The 5,423-nt window shown below is 58.5% G+C and carries 3 protein-coding genes and 1 pseudogene; 3 read left to right on the top strand and 1 reads right to left on the bottom strand.

Annotation, left to right across the window (positions count from 1 at the left end):
• Together ACUTJJ_RS24580 and ACUTJJ_RS24575 are read left to right on the top strand one after the other, a co-directional pair.
• A pseudogene (locus ACUTJJ_RS24580) lies at nucleotides 1-773 on the top strand (chromosome segregation protein SMC); the annotation flags it as partial.
• 283 nt (nucleotides 774-1,056) lie between these two features.
• Entirely contained in the window at nucleotides 1,057-1,593 is a 537-nt protein-coding gene (locus ACUTJJ_RS24575) for a DMP19 family protein (protein ID WP_445543727.1), read from the top strand.
• A gap of 84 nt (nucleotides 1,594-1,677) precedes the next feature.
• On the opposite strand, the gene ACUTJJ_RS24570 is transcribed toward ACUTJJ_RS24575, so the two are convergent.
• The gene (locus ACUTJJ_RS24570) at nucleotides 1,678-2,655 is read right to left on the bottom strand and encodes a VOC family protein (RefSeq protein ID WP_296064945.1); all 978 of its coding nucleotides are present in this window, start codon (nucleotides 2,653-2,655) and stop codon (nucleotides 1,678-1,680) included.
• A gap of 227 nt (nucleotides 2,656-2,882) precedes the next feature.
• On the opposite strand from ACUTJJ_RS24570, the gene ppdK reads away from it, so the two are divergent.
• Nucleotides 2,883-5,423: pyruvate, phosphate dikinase (gene ppdK / locus ACUTJJ_RS24565; RefSeq protein ID WP_445543726.1), on the top strand; the 2,541-nt coding region annotated here is incomplete at its 3' end.

The raw sequence follows: 5,423 nt of genomic DNA, 5'->3' as shown, positions 1-5,423 counted from the left end.
AGGAGGCGGAACATCGCATCCGCGAAACGTTGAATACCGAGCCGCATATGGCGTTTCGCCTGACCGGCCTTGGCCCGGACCAGCCAAAGCCCGATATACGCGATGTCGAGCGTGATCTGGACCGGCTGAAGATCGAGCGCGAAAGGCTTGGCGCCGTCAATCTGCGTGCCGAGGAGGAACAGGCCGAGCTTTCCGCCAAGCTCGCGGCGCTGATCAAGGAGCGGGACGATATCATCGATGCGGTACGCAAGCTGCGCGCCGGCATCCAGAGCCTCAATCGCGAAGGTCGCGAGCGGCTGATTGCCGCCTTCGACGTGGTCAATTCACAGTTCCAGCGACTGTTCACCCATCTCTTCGGCGGCGGCACGGCGGAATTGCAGCTGATCGAATCCGATGATCCGCTGGAAGCCGGCCTCGAAATCCTCGCCCGTCCGCCGGGCAAAAAACCGCAGACCATGACGCTTCTGTCAGGCGGCGAGCAGGCCCTGACGGCCATGGCGCTGATCTTTGCGGTCTTCCTGACCAATCCCGCGCCAATCTGCGTGCTGGACGAGGTGGACGCGCCGCTCGACGACCACAATGTCGAGCGCTATTGCAACCTGATGGACGAAATGGTGGCCTCCACCGAAACCCGCTTCGTCATCATCACCCATAATCCCATCACCATGGCGCGCATGAACCGCCTCTTCGGTGTCACCATGGCCGAACAGGGTGTATCTCAACTCGTGTCGGTCGATCTGCAGACCGCCGAGCAGCTCCGCGAAGCCGTCTGAGCCCGACCGCAAAATTCTCTTAAAACGCGAATTTTTCAGCCGATATCACCCATTCGGGTGGGCAAGAACCCGCGCTCCCTTGCTATCATCATCGCGAGCCTCAGGGTGCTCTCCCAGAACCCCTCCATCCGGTTTCCTGTACCGGATGGGTTGCCTTGCGAGGTTGCTGCAACAGCCTCGCAAGGCATTTCTTTTCCAAGTGCCATCTGCGTCGTGCTCGACGTTTGCATCTTTATACTCAATGGGACGATATCTTTAATTGCTGGGATTATAAAGGTTATTGATGAAAATTTATATGAATTCTGCTTACGTGGACGATGATAGCATTTTCGTTGAAACTTTTTTCAACTATATGGACCTATATATTCAAAGGATGACTTATAAAGTTAACGAATCCATTTCGAGTATACGTTGCGCAGAGGTGGAAATAGCTCGAGCGTTGCGATATGAAGGTGAAGTTAATAATGGTGGTCACAACCAATATATAAATAACCTTGATGGAGATCAGGCCGAGATGGCGATCGCGCTTGATGGCCTTACTCTCTTAGGTGCTGAAAGACAGGTGAACATTCTTCGCGAAATGATTCGCTGGACGAAGGCCAATCCCAACGAAGTGTATCGTATGTTGAGTACCGACGATTATATAAAACAACCGTTGCTTGAGTCTCTGGATGACGATTTATTTTCAATTTCGTCAGAACTATCGGTTAGGCAGCACGCCGCGAATTGGCTAAGAAAAAACGGCAATTTCGTTTATGTGGCGGAGGAACAGTACGAAGAAATAAGACAAAGGCTTTTCACGTCTGGGCTTGTTAATTAGCCGTCCTTTCCAGCCATGTAACTCAGTCACGCCGATAAGGCTGCTGTTGGGGATGAGATTGGACGTCGTCTACTTCTTAACCTCTCAAGCTTCCCCCGGCACCAGCCGCAGCCGCGTGCTCCAGGGGTCTATCGCTTCCACGACGTTATTCTCCATCTCCACCAACACGCAACCGGCGGCCCTCAGTCGTGTCTTTTGCTCCTCGAGATCGGCGGGATTGCGCACGATGATCGAAAACCAGTCGAGGCCGGTTTCCATGGCGTTTCGTTCCTTTGCGCCACGGCTGTTCCAGGTGTTCACTGCCAGATGGTGATGGTAACCGCCGGAGGAGAGGAAGGAGGCGTCCGCGCGCGCATCCTGTGTCGGTTGCAAACCCACCGCCTGCTCATAAAAGGCACGGGCGTGGGCGATTTCACCGACACGCAGGTGAACATGGCCGATGCGCATGCCGGTCGGCGCGGCCTCAAAATCGCTTTTCGTCGTGTCGGTCAGCGCCACCAGATTGTCGACGTCGAGCGGTTCGGTCCCCATCTTGACCACGCGGCCGCTCCAGACCCACGTGTCCCTGGGCCGGTCGCTGTAGACCTCGATGCCGTTGCCTTCGGGATCGCTAAGATAGATCGCCTCGCTGACATTGTGATCGGCAAAGCCGGTCAGGGGCACCTGCTTCAGCGCCGCATGCACCAGCCATCGCGCCAGATCCTTGCGGGAGGGCATCAGGTAAGCGATGTGAAACAGGCCGGCGGAAGTCGGGCTCTCGAAATCCGCCGCCGGCTTGTGCACGAGATCGAGCAGGGGCACTGTCCCAACCCCCAACGTCACGCCCCTTGCCGTCCGTTCCACCTCGTTGAAGCCGAGAACCGAGCGATAATAATCGATCATCGGATCAAGCTCACGCACCCGCAATGCCGCTTGGCCGATATGCATGGGCGTCGTCAGGGCAAAGGGAACGGCGGCAATTGCAGGGGAATTGTCCCCTTCGGCCCTTAACGCGCCGGCAAGTGCGCTGGCTGCACAGGAAATTCCGGCAAATTTAAGCGTCTGGCGGCGGGTAAATTGCATGAATAATCTCTTCGTCGCGATTTGAATGGCTTAGGAAACACTCCGTTACTTCGCATTACACGAATGCGTCAGTGCTGCTGTTATGTCGTGTTTAAGGCAATTCTGGTGCGGAATCCGCCGCAATTATGCTGCACTGCGATGTAAACTGCTCCCAGTGGCGTTTCCAACATGCCGCCGATGCTGTAGATGATAGAAAAATGACAACGCTTCTGGGTGGAGAGCGTGGAATGAAAAAATGGGTTTATACCTTCGGCAACGGTGTCGCCGAGGGCAGGGCAGGTGACGTTGCCATATTGGGCGGCAAGGGCGCAAACCTTGCCGAAATGGCAACTCTCGGCCTACCCGTTCCTCCCGGCCTCACCATTATCACCGATGCCTGCGCGCTTTATCACAAGAACGGACGCGATCTGCCTGATGACCTGAAGGTTCAGGTCATGGCGGGCCTGCATGGCATGGAAACCGTGACGGGCAAAACCTTCGGCGGCAGCCAGTCGCCGCTGCTCATCTCCGTTCGCTCCGGCGCGCGTGCCTCCATGCCCGGCATGATGGATACGGTGCTCAATCTCGGTCTCAACGACCGCACCGTCGAGGCGTTGGGTCACGATGCCGGCGATGCCCGTTTCGCCTGGGACAGCTATCGCCGCTTCATCCAGATGTATGCCGATGTCGTCATGGGTCTCGACCATGAAATGTTCGAGGAAATCCTCGAAGATGAAAAAGGCCGGCTTGGTCACGAATATGATACGGACATGTCTGCGGTCGAGTGGCAGCACGTCGTTTCGCTTTACAAGAAGCTGATCGAGGATGAGCTTGGCGAGGCCTTCCCGCAGGACTGTCATGTTCAGCTCTGGGGCGCAATCGGCGCTGTGTTCGCCAGCTGGACCAACCACCGGGCCCTGACCTATCGGCACCTGCACAATATTCCCGGCGACTGGGGCACGGCCGTCAACGTGCAGGCCATGGTCTTCGGCAATCTCGGATCGTCATCGGCAACCGGCGTTGCCTTTACCCGTAATCCGTCGACAGGCGAGGCAGAGCTTTACGGAGAATTCCTCGTCAACGCGCAAGGCGAAGACGTGGTCGCCGGCATCCGCACGCCGCAATCCATCACCGAGGCCGCGCGTCTCACCTCCGGTTCCGACAAGCCTTCCATGGAAAAGCTGATGCCAGAAGCTTTTTCGGAATTCCTGGCGATCTGCAAGCGGCTGGAAACCCATTATCGCGACATGCAGGACCTGGAATTTACCATCGAGCGCGGCAAGCTCTGGATGTTGCAGACCCGCTCCGGCAAACGCACAACCCGAGCCGCGATGAAAATCGCTGTCGACATGGTAGAAGAAGGGCTGATTTCGCAGGAGGAAGCCGTCTGCCGCATTGAGCCGTCCTCGCTCGACCAGTTGCTGCACCCGACCATCGATCCCGGCACATCCCGACCGATCATCGGCTCCGGTCTGCCGGCGTCTCCGGGGGCGGCGACGGGGGAAATCGTTTTTACCGCCGAAGAGGCGGTTGCGGCGGAAGCTGAAGGCCGCAGCGTCATTCTGGTGCGCATCGAAACCAGCCCGGAAGATATTCACGGCATGCATGCGGCCGAAGGCATTTTGACGACGCGCGGTGGGATGACAAGCCACGCCGCCGTCGTCGCGCGCGGCATGGGCATTCCCTGCGTCACCGGCGCGGGCTCCATGCGCGTCGACATGCGCAACAAGGTGCTGATCGGCGTCGGCTGCATGCTCAAACGCGGCGATGTCATCACGATTGACGGGTCCTCCGGCCGCGTGCTGAAGGGCGAGGTGCCGATGATGCAGCCGGAACTCTCGGGCGATTTCGGCAAGCTGATGGAATGGGCGGACGATCTGCGCCGGATGACCGTGCGCACCAATGCCGACACGCCGGCAGACGCCCGCGCTGCCCGTGCCTTTGGCGCTGAGGGCATCGGCCTCTGCCGCACCGAACACATGTTCTTCGAGGGCGACCGTATCCATGTGATGCGCGAGATGATCCTTGCCGAAAGCGAAAAGGGCAGGCGGGCGGCGCTTGATGAGCTTCTGCCGATGCAGCGTTCGGATTTCACCGAACTGTTCCAGATCATGCATGGCCTGCCGGTGACGATCCGCCTGCTTGACCCACCGCTGCACGAATTCCTGCCGAAGACCGATGGCGAGATCGTCGAGGTCGCCGCCGCCATGGGCATGCCGCAAACGGTGTTTCGCCAGCGGCTCGATGCGCTGCACGAGTTTAACCCGATGCTCGGCCATCGCGGCTGCCGTCTCGCCATTTCCTATCCCGAGATCGCGGAAATGCAGGCCCGCGCCATTTTCGAAGCCGCCGTTGCGGCGGCGCGCATCACTGGCGCACCCGTCGTGCCTGAGATCATGGTGCCGCTGGTGGGTCTGCGCTCGGAGTTGGATTATGTGACCGCGGTCATCGATGGCGTTGCTGCCGCCGTCGCCAAAGAGACCGGGATGGAGATCGAATATCTCACCGGCACCATGATCGAGCTGCCGCGTGCGGCCCTGCGTGCTCATGTCATCGCTGAAGCGGCGGAGTTCTTCTCCTTCGGCACCAACGATTTGACGCAGACCACCTTCGGCATTTCGCGTGACGATGCGGCCCGTTTCATCAATACCTATCAGCGCAAGGGCATCATCGAACGCGATCCGTTTATCTCGCTCGATTTCGACGGTGTCGGTGAATTAATCCGGATCGCCGCCGAACGCGGCCGCCAGACGCGGCCGGAGCTCAAACTCGGCATCTGCGGCGAACAT

The sequence above is a fragment of the Agrobacterium sp. DKPNP3 genome (assembly GCF_052686535.1).
This window is presented reverse-complemented; position numbering and strand designations above follow the sequence as displayed.

Coding starts and splice junctions, on each gene's coding strand:
- ACUTJJ_RS24575 (WP_445543727.1), top strand. CDS start 1,057: ATGAAAATTTATATGAATTCTGCTTACGTGGACGATGATAGCATTTTC.
- ACUTJJ_RS24570 (WP_296064945.1), bottom strand. CDS start 2,655: ATGCAATTTACCCGCCGCCAGACGCTTAAATTTGCCGGAATTTCCTGT.